At 60.5% G+C, this 15,738-nt stretch carries 15 protein-coding genes and 1 tRNA gene; 3 read left to right on the top strand and 13 right to left on the bottom strand.

The window, feature by feature from the left end; all coding sequences use genetic code 11:
• The 6 genes from NW827_RS01035 to groES form a co-directional block, all read right to left on the bottom strand.
• Nucleotides 1-1,519: iron uptake porin (locus tag NW827_RS01035; RefSeq protein ID WP_414503229.1), on the bottom strand; the 1,519-nt coding region annotated here is incomplete at its 3' end.
• Nucleotides 1,520-1,800: 281 nt separating this feature from the next.
• Nucleotides 1,801-1,872 (bottom strand) — tRNA-Val (locus NW827_RS01030).
• A gap of 33 nt (nucleotides 1,873-1,905) precedes the next feature.
• Complete coding sequence (locus NW827_RS01025; protein WP_414404352.1) at nucleotides 1,906-3,069, bottom strand: GuaB3 family IMP dehydrogenase-related protein; 1,164 nt, start codon at nucleotides 3,067-3,069, stop codon at nucleotides 1,906-1,908.
• A gap of 76 nt (nucleotides 3,070-3,145) precedes the next feature.
• On the bottom strand, nucleotides 3,146-3,970 hold the full coding sequence (locus NW827_RS01020; protein WP_414404353.1) for a DUF429 domain-containing protein: 825 nt from the start codon (nucleotides 3,968-3,970) through the stop codon (nucleotides 3,146-3,148).
• Nucleotides 3,971-4,178: 208 nt separating this feature from the next.
• Nucleotides 4,179-5,810 (bottom strand): chaperonin GroEL, encoded by a 1,632-nt coding sequence (gene groL, locus NW827_RS01015; protein ID WP_414360659.1) that lies wholly within the window; start codon nucleotides 5,808-5,810, stop codon nucleotides 4,179-4,181.
• Nucleotides 5,811-5,927: 117 nt separating this feature from the next.
• On the bottom strand, nucleotides 5,928-6,239 hold the full coding sequence (gene groES / locus NW827_RS01010) for a co-chaperone GroES (RefSeq protein WP_414360657.1): 312 nt from the start codon (nucleotides 6,237-6,239) through the stop codon (nucleotides 5,928-5,930).
• 237 nt (nucleotides 6,240-6,476) lie between these two features.
• Here groES and NW827_RS01005 point away from each other — a divergent pair, with 237 nt between their 5' ends.
• Nucleotides 6,477-7,280: a PhzF family phenazine biosynthesis protein gene (locus NW827_RS01005; RefSeq protein ID WP_414404354.1), complete on the top strand. Its 804-nt coding sequence runs from the start codon at nucleotides 6,477-6,479 to the stop codon at nucleotides 7,278-7,280.
• Nucleotides 7,281-7,333: 53 nt separating this feature from the next.
• Here the strand turns inward: NW827_RS01005 and NW827_RS01000 are convergent, their stop codons facing one another.
• Nucleotides 7,334-8,317: an apocytochrome f gene (locus tag NW827_RS01000; protein WP_414360652.1), complete on the bottom strand. Its 984-nt coding sequence runs from the start codon at nucleotides 8,315-8,317 to the stop codon at nucleotides 7,334-7,336.
• Nucleotides 8,318-8,478: 161 nt separating this feature from the next.
• The gene (locus NW827_RS00995; RefSeq protein WP_414360813.1) at nucleotides 8,479-8,997 is read right to left on the bottom strand and encodes a cytochrome b6-f complex iron-sulfur subunit; all 519 of its coding nucleotides are present in this window, start codon (nucleotides 8,995-8,997) and stop codon (nucleotides 8,479-8,481) included.
• Between the two features lie 153 nt (nucleotides 8,998-9,150).
• On the opposite strand from NW827_RS00995, the gene NW827_RS00990 reads away from it, so the two are divergent.
• Nucleotides 9,151-9,468 (top strand): DUF3067 family protein, encoded by a 318-nt coding sequence (locus NW827_RS00990; protein WP_414404355.1) that lies wholly within the window; start codon nucleotides 9,151-9,153, stop codon nucleotides 9,466-9,468.
• 29 nt (nucleotides 9,469-9,497) lie between these two features.
• Here NW827_RS00990 and NW827_RS00985 read toward each other — a convergent pair whose 3' ends face one another.
• The 3 genes from NW827_RS00985 to NW827_RS00975 all read right to left on the bottom strand — a co-directional run bounded on the left by NW827_RS00985 (nucleotide 9,498) and on the right by NW827_RS00975 (nucleotide 13,027).
• Nucleotides 9,498-10,739, bottom strand: a complete 1,242-nt coding sequence (locus tag NW827_RS00985) for an ATP-binding protein (protein WP_414404356.1) — start codon at nucleotides 10,737-10,739, stop codon at nucleotides 9,498-9,500.
• 61 nt (nucleotides 10,740-10,800) lie between these two features.
• Entirely contained in the window at nucleotides 10,801-11,118 is a 318-nt protein-coding gene (locus tag NW827_RS00980) for a hypothetical protein (RefSeq protein ID WP_414334789.1), read from the bottom strand.
• 37 nt (nucleotides 11,119-11,155) lie between these two features.
• A complete protein-coding gene (locus NW827_RS00975) occupies nucleotides 11,156-13,027 on the bottom strand; it encodes an FAD-dependent oxidoreductase (protein ID WP_414503228.1) in 1,872 nt (623 codons plus the stop codon).
• Between the two features lie 72 nt (nucleotides 13,028-13,099).
• On the opposite strand from NW827_RS00975, the gene metG reads away from it, so the two are divergent.
• On the top strand, nucleotides 13,100-14,656 hold the full coding sequence (gene metG, locus NW827_RS00970; protein ID WP_414404358.1) for a methionine--tRNA ligase: 1,557 nt from the start codon (nucleotides 13,100-13,102) through the stop codon (nucleotides 14,654-14,656).
• A gap of 182 nt (nucleotides 14,657-14,838) precedes the next feature.
• On the opposite strand, the gene NW827_RS00965 is transcribed toward metG, so the two are convergent.
• Both NW827_RS00965 and NW827_RS00960 read right to left on the bottom strand, forming a co-directional pair.
• A complete protein-coding gene (locus NW827_RS00965; protein ID WP_414404359.1) occupies nucleotides 14,839-15,336 on the bottom strand; it encodes a hypothetical protein in 498 nt (165 codons plus the stop codon).
• The gene (locus NW827_RS00960) at nucleotides 15,333-15,704 is read right to left on the bottom strand and encodes a YtxH domain-containing protein (RefSeq protein ID WP_414360635.1); all 372 of its coding nucleotides are present in this window, start codon (nucleotides 15,702-15,704) and stop codon (nucleotides 15,333-15,335) included. Before NW827_RS00960 ends, NW827_RS00965 begins: the two co-directional genes overlap by 4 nt.
• Nucleotides 15,705-15,738: the final 34 nt, after the last annotated feature.

Genomic DNA, 15,738 nt, shown 5'->3' with positions numbered 1-15,738 from the left:
TGCCCCCATTGGGGTTGCTCACAAAGTAGGCGGCGGGCGTCAGGGTAATGTACTCGTTCACTGGGAAGCTGTAGTAGACATCCACAATGAAGGGCCGAGTATCCCAAACCCCCTCGTTGTCGGTGGTCACGATCGGCTGACCGAAGACTACGCCACCCTTGGCACCCTCAATGAAGAGATCCGGGAAGGCAAAACCAAGCAAGAACCCGTTGAAGTCTTCATCGCCAGGATCGATGGTGCCAGCTGGTACCACGTTGGGCAGGTTGTAATCAACATTGCCTGCCGTAAACCAGCCGGACAGGATGATGCGTGGGCTAATCTCCCAGGTGGCGGCCGCCGTAAAGGCATTGACCCGAGCCGAAGGAGTGACGTCATTCCGGCGCAGCGGCCCACGGAAAAGGCTGCTGCCAGTAGCCAGGAAACCAGGGCCACGGCTAGCGTCCTGCAGATAGGTGGAAGCAAATTGCAGGTAGAACTCCAGGCCTTTCGTCGGCAGGAAGCCCAGTTCCACCGTGTGGGCGCTGTCGTTACCGGTCAAACCGCTGTCACCAAAACCTCTGCCCAAGGTCTGGCCGCCGCGGGTGCTGTAGGCGTAGGCCAGGCGAAGCTGGTCGCTGAGGCGAAAGCGGAAGCCAAACAGAGTGCCACTGGGCACATCTCCCGTAGAGTTGGGGAGATCGGCAAAATCGGAGAGGGCATCAAAGGGAACGCTGTATTGCAGGACGCTGGACACCCCCGTGCCCGTGATGCCGGCGTAGATGGTGGCAGCGCGGTCAAAGGCAGGGAACTGATAGACCAACTGGGCCAGCGTGAAGGTGCCACCACCCCCCCCTTGGAAGCCAACGCCCGGATCCCCTTCGAAGAAGGTGGTTACCGCATCGCGAGCCTGCAGACGAATGCGCAGACGGTCACGCCCAGCAAAGGAAGCGTCGAAGTTCAGCCGCACCCGATAGGGCAGGGTCATGTTCGCCTGATCCCTCTCGGCCACCACGCTGTTGTTGACCACCCGGTCGTCGGTGAGGGCACTGCCCAGGACAGCGGTGATCACTTGGGCATTCAGCTTGGTGACCGGGTTGAAGACTTTACCCTTCAGGTCGTTGATATCAGCCTCCGCTGCCTCGACCCGTCCCCGCAGGGCTGCCAGCTCGGCGGCAAACTCCTCTTGCAAGCGCTGCAGCGTAGCCAAGTCCTCCTTAGAAACCTTGTCGGCCAGGCCAGCGGCAATCAGCTCGTTGATGCGATCCAAGCAGGCATTCATCCCGGCGGCAAACTCATAGCGGGTCATGGCCCGGTTGCCGCGGAAGGTGCGGTCAGGGTAGCCAGCAATACAGCCGTAGCGCTCGACCAGAGATTGCAGCGCCTGGAATGCCCAGTCAGTAGGCTGAACATCGGAAAGCTCAGAGATCGAAGTGACAGGCCCTGTAGCTTGGGCATAGGCCACTCCAGGAGTCAAGACTGCCGCTGCACCCAGGGTGCCAGCCAGCAGCGTTTTCCAGGGATTCGCGTGTTTCGCGGGCATGTTTCTCTCCTTCTTCTTTGTCCTCACACCTGTCTTGGCTGTAGCAGTGTCTTCTAAAAGTAACAAGCTGTCTAACTCGAGAGCGAGCCTGACAATTGCGGACTTTAGAAGAACATAGTACAGCCCCCGTCGATGTCGTCTACCACTTTACACACTTTTTGAGCCAGACTCAATGCGAGACCCAACGGTGGTAGATGATCCAGGCTCCACCTTCATTACTCTACCTCAGGGATCCAGCCCTGGCTAGCGAGTGTATCCCAAGCTGCAAACCTGAATGGGGATGGGCGGTACCGGACTCGAACCAGTGACATCCTGCTTGTAAGGCAGGCGCTCTACCGCTGAGCTAACCGCCCCCTCGGCTCCCTGAGTCTAGCATTTCTGAGAGACTATTTCCCCATGCCCAGGCTCTGCGCCTTCTGGTACACCTTGCCCTCGGTCAAAAGGGAAGGGGCGATGCAGATCTCCACCTGGTGCATTTCTTTGAGGTTGGCGGCACCCAGGGTGGCCATGCTGGTGCGCAGAGCGCCCCAGAGGTTGTGGGTGCCATCATCCAGGCGGGCAGGGCCGCACAAGATCTCTTCCAGGGTGCCGGTGGATCCCACCCGGATGCGGGTGCCGCGGGGCAAGACTGGGCTGGGGGTGGCCATGCCCCAGTGAAAGCCGCGACCGGGTGCCTCTTGGGCGCGGGCTAAGGGGGATCCAATCATCACGGCGTCGGCTCCACAGGCAATGGCCTTGCAGATATCCCCGCCAGTCACCAGGCCGCCGTCGGCAATGATGGGAACGTAGGTGCCGGTTTCGGCCAAGAACTGGTCGCGGGCGGCAGCGCAGTCGGCAATGGCAGTAGCCTGGGGCACCCCTACTCCTAGCACGCCGCGGGAGGTGCAGGCAGCACCGGGGCCGATGCCCACCAGCACTCCAGCCGCTCCCGCTTGCATCAGCTCCAGGGCGACGTCATAGGTGACGCAGTTGCCCAGCACCACGGGAATGGGCATGGAGCGGCAGAACGCGGCCAGATCCAGCTTTTGCATGCCCTCAGGCACCTTGTGATGGACGGAAACCACGGTGGCCTGGACGAAAAACAGATCCCCGCCTGCTTCTGCCACCAGGGGGCCATATTCAGCCGCATGGGCGGGCACGCAGCTAGCGGCAGCAATGGCACCGGCAGCCTTGATCTGGCGGATGCGCTCTTGGATGAGCTCCGGCTTGACGGGTTCACTGTAGAGGCGCTGCATCAGGGGGACAAACTCGTCTTTGCCGACCGCAGCAATTTGGTCTAGCACCTCGTCGGGATCCGCGTAGCGGGTTTGGATCCCATCTAGGTTCAACACACCCATCGCCCCCAGCTTGGAAAGGAGGATGGCCATCCTGACATCCACCACACCGTCCATGGCGCTAGCGATGATGGGGATGGGCCGTTGGATCCCTCCTAGGGTGAAGTGAGTATCCACCAGGCTAGGATCCAGAGTTCGCCTGCCCGGTACCAGCGCAATCTCATCCAGCCCGTACGCCCGTCTTGCCTGTCGATTGCGGCCCAGTTGTACGTTCATTTCCTTGCTTTGGCTCCCCTTAATGTATTAACCATGTTGCATTACACGTATTATGGTAGTATTAGTCGTGTCTTAATCACGTCGCCCAGGAGGGCTCCAAGGCTAACCCCCCTTGACCTTGGAGGTTACTGGGCAGGGGCGTGAAGATGTGCCCTTCCTGCAGACTTCCGAAGCTATGGCAGCGCTGAGATCCCCAGCGGAAGCCGTAGAGGGCGATGTAGGCGCACAGCAGGGCATCGACTTGGTCTTCGTAGTTTTTGAGCCGACGGCCTCTAAGGGATCCCACTTCCACTTGGAGCAGGGGCTCGTGGCCTTGCAGAGAGGGATCAGCACTGGCCAAGGCGCGCAAATGTTGCTGGTACAGACGCCAGGCCTGTTCTCGCGCTTGCCAGCGGCGGCGGGGACGCGCTTTGTAGGGAAGGCTGCGGCTGAGGCCAAACAGGCTCACCATAGCACTGTGGGGGAAGACTTCGGTAATCTGGCGGGCTAGGCGTCCCTGCTCGATGCTGGCCTGCTCCTGAAAGCCATAGCCAGACAGGGCTTGCACCAGCGCCTCTCCTCGCACCTGGCCGCCTTTTTCCAGAAGCCGGCGGTTGGCCGGGTGGGCACCAACCGCGTAGGGGCGAAACACTCGGTTTAGTTCAGCTTCCGCCCGCCGCTGGCCAGTAAGGTTGGGGACCCGCAAGGGAGCATCCACCGCCACCAGGCAGGGATCCCCGCCGGCTTGAGCTTGGATGTAGTCCACGATTTCCTGGTCGGTTTGCAGGATGCGGCTGTCCAGCAGGCGTCCCGCCAAGGCTTGAGCGTCGGGATCCCTGACCTCGACCTGCAACGTTGCCACCCCCGAGGGGTTGCGGCTGGACCAGGCCAGGTCTAGGCCAATGCAGATTAACTGAGCCACGCTACCTTCCCCTTTTCCACCCACTCGACCGAGGATTCCCTCACCCCCCTCCTAGCAAGAGAGGAAGGCAGGACTGCCAATGGCGTCAAATTGCCCTGACATCCGCCTCAACAGCTAAAAAACGGGATCCCGCTGCAGGGGATCCCGGAAGCTCTATTCAGAGCAGGTGACTACGGGCTGACGAGGCAGCCGATTTAGTGCCCGAGGATTAGTAGTCGTAGTCATCTGCGCCACCGCCGCCCGCTGGCTTGTTGTTCTTAGGCTCGGGCTTGTCGACCACGATGGCTTCGGTGGTGAGCACCATGCCGGCAATCGAGGCAGCGTTTTGCAGGGCAGAGCGGGTAACTTTGGCCGGGTCAACGATGCCCGCCTCAAACATGTCCACGTAGGCGTCGTTCTGGGCGTCGTAACCCACCGTGAAGGGTTTCTCTTTCACCCGCTCCAGCACAATCGAGCCGTTCTGGCCAGCGTTCTCGGCAATGCGGCGCAGCGGAGCACCCAGCGCGCGAGCCACCAGCATAGCCCCCACCAGCTCATCGCCGGACAAGTTGGCCTGCGCCCACTCCGTAACCACTGGGATGAGGTGCGCCAGGGTGGTGCCACCGCCAGGGACGATCCCTTCTTCCACCGCCGCCTTGGTGGCGTTGATGGCGTCCTCCAGGCGCAGCTTGCGATCCTTCATTTCGGTTTCGGTGGCTGCGCCCACTTTGATTACTGCCACGCCGCCAGCCAGCTTGGCCAAGCGCTCTTGCAGTTTTTCTTTGTCGTAGGTGGAGTCGGTCTCTTCAATTTGGCGACGGATTTGCTCGCAGCGAGCTTTCACAGCCGCTTCGTTGCCCTCCGCCACGATGGTGGTGTGATCCTTAGTTACCGTGACGCGCCGCGCCGAGCCAAAGGACTCAAGCCGGGCATTCTCCAGCTTCAGGCCGCGCTCCTCGCTAATGACCTCGCCGCCGGTGAGAATGGCGATGTCTTCCAGCATGGCCTTACGGCGATCCCCGAAGCCAGGGGCTTTCACCGCCACCACGCTCAGCACACCCCGCAGCTTGTTCACCACCAGGGTGGCCAGCGCTTCCTTCTCGATGTCTTCAGCGATGATTAGCAATGGACGGCCAGCGCGAGCTACTTGCTCCAGAACTGGCACCAGGTCTTGCACCAGGGTAATCTTCTTGTCCGTGATGAGAACGTAGGGGTTCTCCAGGACCGCCTCCATCCGCTCGGTGTCGGTGACGAAGTAAGGGGAAATATAGCCTTTGTCAAAGCGCATCCCCTCCGTCACTTCCAGCTCCGTGGTCATGGACTTGCCTTCTTCCAGGGAGATCACCCCTTCGCGGCCCACTTTTTCCATGGCCTCGGCAATCATGCGGCCCACTTCCTCATCGTTGCCAGCGGAAATGGCCGCCACCTGGGCAATGGCTTTGGAGTCTTCTACTGGGCGGGCATGTTCAGCAATTTTGTCCACCAGGAACTTCACCGCCTTGTCAATGCCCCGCTTGAGGGCAATGGGGTTGGCGCCGGCGGCCACGTTCTTGAGCCCTTCTTTCACCATGGCGTGGGCCAAGACCGTAGCTGTAGTGGTGCCGTCGCCCGCAATGTCATTGGTCTTAGAGGCGGCCTGACGGATTAGAGAGACGCCAGTGTTTTCAATGTGGTCTTCCAGCTCAATCTCTTTGGCAATGGTTACCCCATCGTTAACAATCTGGGGTGCGCCAAATTTTTTCTCCAGCACCACGTTGCGCCCTTTGGGGCCAAGGGTAACAGCTACGGCTTCCGCCAAAATGTCCATGCCGTGTTCAAGAGCACGACGAGCTTCTTCGCTGAAAATAATCGTCTTAGCCATAGTCAACCTCTCACTGTCAGTAAACGAAGGGTAAAGTAGGGAAGCAAGCGAGAGTTAGCTAGCGGCACCTATTAGCCTACTTCCTGTATTTGCTGCCTCTTGCTCAAGAATAGAAAACTACTGGACAATGGCGAGGATATCCCGCTCAGCTAGCAGCACATACTCCTCGCTGCCTAGCTTCACCTCCGTGCCAGCGTACTTGGAGTAGAGTACCCTGTCCCCTACCTTCAGCTCCATTGGGATGAGCTTGCCCTCATCATTGCGTTTGCCGGGGCCAACAGCAACCACTTCCCCCACCTGCGGTTTCTCTTTGGCAGTGTCAGGCAAAAAGATCCCGCCTGCAGTTTTCTCGTCCTGCTGGGCAATTTTCACCAGCACCCGGTCGCCTAGGGGTTTCAGCGTAGAGACGTTTAGCGTTACTGCAGCCATACTAAGTGTCCTCCCTGATGCCTATAGCAGGAAGCCAAAGAGTGATAGAGGGAAACTTGCGTTCGCTGCGGTTTTAGCACTCTCGGCTCACGAGTGCTAGTTTATCAGTCGGCTTTCCAGCCTGGCAATAGCCCCTTTTGGCGGGATCCCTAGTTTTGGCAGGTACGGTTAGGTGCGGATCTCTCTACTTCTGGGCCTGTTGTGGGATCATGGCTTGAGGTGGGCTGAACAAGCTAGGTGCGGATCCCGTTGTTTCAGGTGGATGCCTTTACGGCGGTGCCTTTCAGGGGCAATCCAGCGGCGGTTTGCTTGCTGTCCCAGGAGCTGCCGCAGGAACTTTTGCAGGCAATTGCAGCAGAGAACAATCTCTCGGAAACCGCTTTTTTGCTGCCTCAGGGATCCCAGGAGGGCCTCCCTCACTACCGGCTGCGCTGGTTTACACCAACCACGGAAGTGGCTCTCTGCGGGCATGCCACCCTAGCCGCTGCTCATGTACTGCTGAGCGAGGTTCACCCAGAAGCGCAGGAGGTGACCTTCTCCACCCCCAGTGGCCAGGTGTCGGTGCGGCGGCAACGGGATCGTTTGGCGATGGACTTCCCCGCCCAAACTCCCCAGCCTTGGCTGGAAGCGCAAGACCAGGTGGCGGCGGCTTTGGGGATCCCCCCCTTGGAGCTGTACCGCGGCAGCATGGGGGTAGCGGTGCTGGCTTCGGCACAACAGATCCAACAGGTGCAGCCGGACTTGAACTGGGTTCAGGCGCTGCCTGTTTCCGGGTTGATCGTCACCGCCGCTGAAGAGAGGGGGGAGGGTTTCGTCTGTCGCGTTTTTGCCCCCCAGTTGGGGATCCCGGAGGATCCAGTAACCGGGTCTGCCCAGTGTCTGCTGGCGCCCTATTGGTCGGAGCGCCTAGGCCAAAGGGAGCTCAGGGTGCGGCAGCTCTCGGCGCGAGGAGGCGAGCTCTGGTGCTGCCATCGCGGCTCTCGGGTGGAGATTGTAGGGCAGGCAGTGCTGGTCATAGTGGGAGAGTTGCGGATCCCCTAGAAAAAACACCCCGGCTGGCTCCGGGGTGCGGGAGCGTGATAGCAGCAGTTGGGCTAGCCCAAAAGTTCTGCCGCCTGAATGAGCTCCACTTGCTTTTTCTTGAGCACCAGCAGAAGTTGGGTAATAGCTACCGCCGCCAGGAAGGCCACCAACCACTTCACCCGTTCTGGGTTCTGCAGCACCAGATCCCGCTCTGCTTGGCCAAAGCCACCTACGTTGGGGTTGTTGGTAACCGGATCCCCTTCTTTGACCGTATCGCCAATGTTGACCACCAACTCCGGCCCCGGCGGCACCACGAGGTGCTGGATCCCGTTTTCGGTCTCGAAGCTGAGCACCCGCGTGCCTGGCAACTCGTATTCGGGGGGCACTAGGGCAGCCAGCTCAGCTGGCAGGTCGCTAAGGTCGGATTCGAGGGTGGCAATGCTAGTCAGGCGACCAGTGGCAGGAGCGCGGAAGACATTGTTGTTGCTGAGGCTGCCATCGGGGTTGATCTGGCCACGACCGCGGTTGGCGCCAATGTAAACCCGATATTTCATAAAGGCCACCGAGGGATCCTCCTTCGGATCAGGGGCTACCACCGGGAAGACAATTTCCTGGTGCTGCTCACCGGGCAAGGGGCCCACCAGGAGGATGTTGGGCTTGGCGTCGCTGTAAGGGGTGATGTAGGTCTCAGCGGTTTCCTGCCGCTGCTCCTCTGTCATTTCCTCCTCCCTAGCCAGTCGGAAGCCCTCCGGCAGCACCACCACCGCGCCGACGTTCAGACCGCCTTTGCTGCCATCGGCGAGCACCTGCTGCTTGCTCAAGTCATAGGGGATCCCGACCTTGATGGTAAACACCTGGCCGGGGGTAACCGCCTGCGGCACTTCGGCCCGGATAGGCATGGTGTTCAGATGGCAGTTGGCGCAGACAATTTTCCCCGTTGCCTCGCGGGGGTTGTCGTAGGCCATCTGGGCATAGTACGGATAGGCTGCGGCCGGACGGGCTCCCATTCCCAGCAGCAGCAGCGCACACAAGGCCAAATAAAAAATTCTCCTCATAAGTTCAGCTCAAAAGTGCAATTCCAATCTGCAAAAGCTCCTTGGACCCTACCCTTAAAAGCCTAGGGGCGCCCTGGCCAAGACCAGCGCCACACCCTCTTCAGGCTTTCCCCCTCTTCCCCCTCAGCAATGGCGCCCCTTGGAAGGGCTGTCCTCCCGCCTTAGGTCTCACGGAAATCGGGGCCCTGCCAGGGGCTGAAGCGAATGTTGTCGCCCTCCACCGTGGCGCTAACTAGCTCCAGGGAGCGGGGAGCCGGCCCGCGAATGACCTTGCCATTGGCTGCGTACTGGGATCCGTGACAGGGGCACTTGAAGAGGTTTTCTCCTGCACTCCAGGGCACCACGCAGCCAAGGTGGGTGCAGACGGCATTGAGGCCGTAGTTGGCCACCGCCCCATTGTCAATCACGATGTAGGTGGGATCCCCCTTTAAGCCTTGGGCCAGCACCCGATCCGTAGCTGCGTGGGTAGCCAGCAGCTCGCTCACGCTAATTGGCTTGCCAAGGGCATCCTGGGCTATTACCCCCCCACTTGCTCCACCAGCGGAGGGAGGAATAAAGTACTTCACCACCGGGTAGAGGGTGCCCACCACCACCACCCCCACTGAGCCGCTGAGGAGGGCGTTGAGAAAAACCCGCCGGCTCATGGGCGGCGCTTCAAAGTTGCTAATTGCCTCGGTCATAATGGTCAGGAAAGCCTGAGAAGTTTTAATCTTCGTTGACAAGCGACACTATCCTAGCTGAGTCCCCTAGCCAATTTCATTAAGAAATGCAAAGCTAGGAGCAACCCAAGGCAAGAGGTTTGCTTGGGATCGTCAACCCCCTCCAGGCTGACTATGACGGGAGCTGACTTGCAAGCTTTGCTGCGGGAGAAGTGGGGCTGCTCCTACGACGTGCAACTGCGCCGCAGGGGGGACAGGGTGGTTCTGTTGGTGATGTGGCGCTACCTGGAGCAGCCCTCTTTCCCTTTGAGTGAAGCCGAGTATCTGGCTCGCCTGGAGTCGGTCATGGCCCATCTGCAGGCGTGGGGGGTATGGGAGACGGTGCAGCGAGAAATTGAAGCTACCCGACAGAAACCCCGCGTAGGCAAAGCGGTGGTCATTCCTTTGAATTTGCAAGGGGTGGGAGAGCGCGCCTCCGAGTGGCTACTGTAGTCCTCCTTGCCCCTAGAAAAATCCGCTGGCTATCCACCTTCCACCAGGCCGGCCTGCAGGGCCTGCAAAAACTGGCGGGCGGTGCGACCGGAAAAGCCATTTTGCTGTTGCGCCCAGAGGAGGGCTTGGCGGCGCAAGGTCTCTAAAGGTTGAGGGAGACCCAGCCGCTGCGCCAAGTGTTCTACTGTAGCCAGGTAGTCAGCTTGGCTAAAAGGGGTAAAGGTAAGGGTAAGGCCAAAGCGATCCCGCAGCGACAGCTTCTCCTGCACCGTATCCCAGGCGTGCACCTCTTGCTCTTGGGGAGGGGGGCGATCGCCAAAAAACTCGCGGATAAGATGGCGGCGGTTGCTGGTGGCATAGAGACGCACGTTGGGCGGCGGTGGGAGGAGATCCCCTTCCAGCAGCACTTTGAGCTGCTTAAACTCGGTCTCGTCGGCCTCAAAGGAGAGATCGTCCACAAAGAGAACAAAGGGCAGCGTCTGCTGTCCCAGCTCTGCCAAGATCTGCGGCAATTGAGCCAAATCTGCTCGTCGCAGCTCCAAAAGGCGCAGCCCCTGGGGGCCGTAGCGCCGCAACAACGCTTTCACGAGGGAAGACTTGCCGGTGCCCCGCGCCCCGTAAAGCAGCACATGCAGCGCCGGCTCTCCCCGCAGGAGGGCTTCGGTGTTAGCGGCCAACTGCCGTTTCTGCCGTTCGTAGCCGTAGATCTCCTCCCAGTCGGGCAGATCGGGAGTGGGGATCCCTTCTAGCCCTGCCGGCCCCCAGCGAAACGCCCAATAGCGACCATAGAGCCCCACTCCCCCTTGGCGGTAGTGGGCAATTAAGGCCTCCAGGCTCTGGCCCCAATCGGCAAAAGGGCGGGGATCCCAGCCAGAGCTGCTGGGGTTTTCATCCGGCCAGGGGATCCCCAAGCCCAGCGCCTGCATCTGCTCAGCAATGGTCTCCTGGCTATCGGCCAGGATCTGCAGGCAGCGGAGATCGTGGCGGGCCGCTTGCAAAAGGGGTGCCGGGATCCCTTGGGGTTGCAGCGCCGCCCGCGAGAAGGGGTTATCGGCCCAGCGGATTTCCTGGATTAGCCACTCCCGCCAGCTCAAGCCCTGCCGGGCCAAAAGCTCAAACCAGCGCCCGTAGGCTCTCCAGCAGGGCAGGGGATCCCCGCTCATCAACTGCTGGATGAGCTCCTGCCAGGCCAGGGCCAGGGGATGGGCGCAGATTTCCCGAAACACCAGCAGCTTAGCCGCCGCTTCCGCCGCTTCTTCTAAGGGAGTCATCGCTCTAGGTACGGCTCTTAGCATTGTCTACTCTCCCAGAGGGAGAGGGGCCGGCGTTGGGTTAGCGAGCATTGTCCCGCCGGCCTAGCTCATAGAGGCCACCGCCAACACAGGCAATAAGGCCCCAGGAGACGGCCCAGCTTTTGCCCAACGAGATCTCGGTGAAAGCCACCACCACCGCTGCTGCCAACAGGAAAGGGATGACGCTGAGCAAAGAGGCCAGAGCCCCACTGGGATCCCAGGACAACTGCTTTTCCCAACCCTCCTGCAGGCGGCGGTGCAATGGCGACAAACCCCACATCAACCCCAGGCTCCAGAGGGCTGTGGCCGCCCACAACGAAGGGCGGATCGCCTCCAGTCCCCCAAATTCAACCCCCATAGCCTCCATGGCCAGCTCCCAACCCTGCCTTTCTAGGCTAGCGGGATTGGGCCCAGTCGGTGGCAGTAATGGTGGTGCCAGGAAATTGAATGGGATTGCCCAAGCTCTGGATCTGGGCTTGGAGAGCGGGCAATAGCTGCAAGTCCAGCAGCGGCTCCCGCAGGATCTCCGCCGGGATCAGATCCCGCTCCAGGGCAAAGTGGGCCGTGTGACCCGCTGCCGTGCCAATGGCCCATTCCACAGGATGCACCCGGTAAGAGGCGCTGGCAATGCGGCTGGTGGCGATGTTCTTGCTGCCAGCTAGAAGATTGTCAATGCGCTGGGGGATCAGGGCCCGCAGCGGGATCTGGTAGGGGTAGGTAGGGGCTTGGGCATCTTGGTTGTGGCTGGGGGGCAGCGAAAAATCGGGCAGCAGGCACTCGTGAAAATCAATAGGGTACTGCCCCACCCCCACCGAATCGTAGAAGATGAAGGGGCGCCCGCGGTTTAGCTCCGATTCCCGCGTGGTGATATCCGACTCGTAGATGGTGAACCCCTCCGGGTAGGCAAGGCTGGGCCGACCGAGGATGCGCCGCGACTCGCGGATGTAGGGGTACTTGGAGAGACCACTGGCAGTTCCCATCGGGCTATTGGGCCCTTTGAGGTAGCGGTAGCGCAGGTAAAAGTCCTTTTGAAAGTCAGGATCCGCCTGCTGCAGGAGAAAATCCGTCCGCCCCGCCACCAACCAGTAGAAGAAGCCTTTAGCATGTTGCTCAGCCCGCCGCAGCGCCTCTACCCGCAAGCCCCCCATCCAGCCGCCGGGATCCAGTTGCCCTGAGGCTTGCAGTTGCTCGTGGGTGAGGATGAGGTTGATCTCCGGCCCGGTGATGCGCCAGTCGTTGCCCCAGGTCCAGTTCTGCAGGGATTGATCCCCCACCCGGATGGCCTCTTCCCCAAAGCCAAATACCTGTCCCCGGATGCGGCGGTAGGTGAAGACCAGAGCAAAGTTAAAGCGCGGCTGTTCAAAGCTGTAGTAGGGGCCGTGCAGCGGGTCGTTGTAGAACTCCGGCTTGATGGGCACCTGCGGCACAGCGGAGTGCTCGATAACAAAGGTGTAGGTAAACCCCTGGGTGCAGTAGGGATCCCTGTAGGGCTTGGAGCTGGGCTCCCAGCGGCTTTTCCCATCCGTGCCAAGGCGGTAGGGCACCCGCGCCAGGGGCAACAGCTCGCCGGTTTCGGTAGCATCGATAACTACCCAAGGTAGGGTTTTGCCCTGCCGCTGCGGCGGCGGCTCAAAGCGCAGGATCTCTTTGTCCCAGTCTGGGGTGGGCTCTAGGCGGTAAAAATCCAGCAAGTAGGTGGAGAGATCCCCCCGATTCTCCGGCTGGACGCCGGCGTGTTTGGGAATATTGCGGATGGCCTGCACACTGCGGATTTGGTAGTTCTCAATCTCCACGTCCTTGACCACCGTCTCGGTAAACAGCCGCAACTGCCCCGACTGCAGGTAGGGATCCAACATCTCTCGGATGACCTGGTGGCCCACCTGGGGCGAGAAGCAGAGCACACTCACCCAGCACTTGCCGGGATTGGGATCACCGCTGTACTTTTCCCGCACCCGGCGGCGAAACTCTCTATAGCCCTGGGGAAAGATCTCGTTTTCCCGCTGCAAGGGCCGCTCATCCAAAGCCGAGACCCCCTGGGCGCTCACCTGGCCGCCAATCCAGTCGGTTATTTCGGTCATGCACACCTGTCGCCCCAAGCGCAGGGCATCGTAGGCCGCCGCCACCCCCCCCAGCCCGCCCCCAGCGATGAGGATCTCGCAAGGGATGCGGGTCTCGGGCAGAGGCTGGGCCAGAGCCGCCCCGGCGCCCAAGATCCCGGCCCCCAGGACACCGCAGCCCCATCCCTTTAGGTTGAATGCCAGCTTCATCCCTGCCCCGTAACTCGGCCTGCCGGGACTTTCCGGCAACTTTTATCATGGGGGAAAGCGCTGCAACTGCTCATGCCGGATTCCACCTTCGTCATCACCACACCCATCTACTACGTCAACGCTGCCCCCCACATCGGCAGCGCCTACACCACCATGGCGGCGGATGCCATCGCCCGTTACCACCGCCTGCGGGGCAAGGATGTGCTGATGGTAACGGGAACTGACGAGCACGGCCAGAAGATCCAGCGCACCGCCGAAGAGCGCGGCCTTCCGCCGCAGCAGCACTGTGACGAGATTGCCGCCCAGTTTGTGGAGCTTTGGCGGTTGCTGGATATCCGCTACGACCGCTTTATCCGCACCACTGACCCTCGCCACAAAGCCATTGTGCGGGAGTTTTTTCAGCGGGTTTGGGATCGGGGAGATATCTTCGTTGGCCGCCAGCAGGGCTGGTACTGCGTTGCCTGCGAGGAGTTCAAGGACGAGTCAGAGCTCCTAGAAGGCGGGTTTTGCCCCCTTCACCCCAACAAGAAAGTGGAGTGGAAAGACGAAGAAAACTACTTTTTTCGCCTCTCTCGCTACCAGGAAAAACTGGAAGCCCTCTATGCGGAGCACCCGGAGTTCATTCAACCGGAAAGCCGCCGCAATGAGGTCATGAACTTTGTGAAGCAGGGCCTGCGGGACTTTTCCATCTCTCGCCCCAGCGTCTCCTGGGGGATCCCCTTCCCGGCGGATCCCAGCCAAACCCTTTACGTTTGGTTTGATGCCCTCATTAACTACATCAGCGCCGCCTTGGATCCTCACGACGAGCCCACCCTGGAGAACGCCCTGCGCCGCTACTGGCCTGCCGATGTGCATCTAGTAGGTAAGGACATCGTCCGTTTTCATGCCATCTACTGGCCGGCCATGCTCATGTCGGCAGGGCTGCCGCTGCCTAAGCAAATCTTTGGCCACGGCTTTCTCACCAAAGATGGCCTCAAGATGGGCAAAAGCCTCGGCAACACGCTGGATCCCTTTGAGCTGGTGCAGCGATACGGCGCTGATGCTGTGCGCTACTATTTCTTGACCGAAATTGAGCTGGGCAAGGATGGCGACTTTAGTGAGGGCCGCTTCATTGAGGTTCTCAACGCTGACCTCGCCAACGACCTGGGGAACCTGCTCAACCGCACCCTCAGTATGCTCAAAAAATACCAGCCCGACTACCGCATTCCCCAGGTGCAGATCGCAGCGGATCACCCCCTCAAAACCCTGGTCGAGCGCCTAGCCCCGGCGGTGGCCGACGCCTACGAGCGGTTAGATCCCAGCTCCGCTGCCCGCAAAGCCCTCAGCTTGGCCCAGGCCAGCAACAAATACCTCGACGAGCAGGCTCCCTGGACGCTGCACAAACAGGGGCAAAGCCAGCAGGTAGCGGAGATTCTCTATGCCGTCTTAGAAAGCGTGCGCTGGGTGGCAGTAGCCCTTTCCCCCATCATTCCTAACCTTAGCCTCAAGATCCTGCAGCAACTAGGGTTCTCCCTCACCGACATCACCCAACTGCGCTGGGATCCCGATGCCAGCTGGGGCCAGCTTCCCCCCGGTCAAGAACCCCAACCCCCCACGCCTGTTTTTCAGAAACTCCTCAGGAGTGCATGACATACTTCCGCTAACGCCTAGAGGGCAGGCTTCTTGCTGCCACGGAGGTGGTTCCTCCACGAGTAGACAGGGGATGCCCCACTCCGCAGCCAAGGCCTACCTATCCCATCTTCGCGGCGGTGTCTGTATTCGAACCCTGTCTAATACAGGGCAGGGCTTATTCACCCCCGCACCCCCCTCAGCTAAGAGTTGGTAGCCTTGGCCTGGGAAGGTTGGGCAGGAGTTGCCTTGTCGGCAAAAGGACGGCCACCCCCCACGGAGAAGGAAGACACCCGAGCCGAGTGCAAGCGAGGGTTGCCCCCACCGGCAGGGGGAGCCCCACTGGCAAGGGTCTGCCAGGCTGCCCGTACTCCCGCCCAAAAACTGCGAACATTGACTTGGGCACCCTGGGCCTGGGCACGGGCTCCTTCCAAGGAGCGGCTAACCTGTTTTACCACTTGACCCGCCCCTTTCACCCCTTCGTCAAGGCTGTCGGCAATCTCACTAACTTCCAGGCTAGTCAGGCGCAGAGCCTCTAGGGTGGGCGGCAACTCCCGTAGCAGCGTGTCGAAAAAGCGCTCCACACTCTGGGCCGCTCGACCCAGTTGAATAACGGCAGGCAGCAGGGTCAGGATTACCGCCAAAATGGCCACTGCCACCAAACCAACCGAGAGGCCAAGCCAAAAGACCGGATCGCTCATCCTGCTGTCTCCTCCCCATTTTGGGCTTCCAGATCATTTTCCTCCCCCCCGACGGGACGCGAGTTTTGGGCTTGGAGCAGCTCCTTCCGCTTCTGCAACATCGCCTCTTTCCCCACTGCCACCGCCTGCTGTAGCCGCAGCAGGGCCTCATCCAAACTGCGTTGAGCGGCGTCGAACAACTTTTCGGATTGATACTGCAGGCTGCTAGCTACATCTTCTGCCACTTCTGGCAGGGCCTCTGCCGATTTTTTCAACAGTCGCCGCGTCTCCCGTCCGCTGCGGGGGGCCAGGAGCAAGCCAATGACTGTGCCCACTGCCGTTCCCACCAACAGCCCGCCAATAAACGCGCCAGTCCGGTTTCTCCCCATGCCTTCCCAAGGTTGAAAATGGCCCCCCAACCAG

Source organism: Synechococcus sp. H70.1 (genome assembly GCF_047502705.1).
Lineage (GTDB): Bacteria > Cyanobacteriota > Cyanobacteriia > Thermostichales > Thermostichaceae > Thermostichus.
This window is presented reverse-complemented; position numbering and strand designations above follow the sequence as displayed.